Annotated in this window: 1 protein-coding gene; it reads left to right on the top strand. The window is 60.9% G+C overall.

Going from position 1 to position 529, the window contains the following annotated elements; genetic code table 11:
- The coding region (locus tag B879_RS24355) for a DNA-directed RNA polymerase subunit beta' (protein WP_040401698.1) at positions 1-319 on the top strand (319 nt) is incomplete at its 5' end.
- Between the last annotated feature and the right edge of the window lie 210 nt (positions 320-529).

Here is a 529-nt window from a genome sequence, read left to right as displayed (position 1 = left end):
TACCGATTCCTGGCTCTCGGCTGCATCCTTCCAGGAGACCACGCGTGTCCTGACCCAGGCCGCAATGGAAGGCAAGTCCGATCCATTGCTCGGCCTGAAGGAAAACGTGATCATCGGTAAGCTGATCCCGGCCGGTACCGGTCTGGATCGCTACACCCAGGTGAACGTGGAACCGACCGAGGCAGCGAAGGCTTCGCTGTTCACCGGCCAGTCCGCATTCTCCACTGGCATGGACTACGAAGGTTTGGAGCCGGGCCTGAGCCCGGAATTCCATGCCATCGCCATGGATGACTACGATCTGGGCAGCGATTTTCGCTAAGGCGTAAGGGCAGTTGACCGACCGCGTCGGTCGACTGCCCCCGCAACAGAAGCCGGCCCGTGCCGTGCTTCCCGTACCTCGCAGGAGGAATAGGGAAGTGCGGTGCGGGCCGGCTTTTTTGTGTTCAGCTTTGCCAGAATGACCACGGCGTGAAAACGACTGCCTTCAGGCCTAGGAACCATGTCCCAAAGACTGGGCAGCAGACCGCCG

Source organism: Cecembia lonarensis LW9 (genome assembly GCF_000298295.1).
GTDB classification, from domain to species: domain Bacteria; phylum Bacteroidota; class Bacteroidia; order Cytophagales; family Cyclobacteriaceae; genus Cecembia; species Cecembia lonarensis.
The sequence above is the reverse complement of the archived record's forward strand: the minus strand, read 5'-3'. Positions and strand labels throughout refer to the sequence as shown.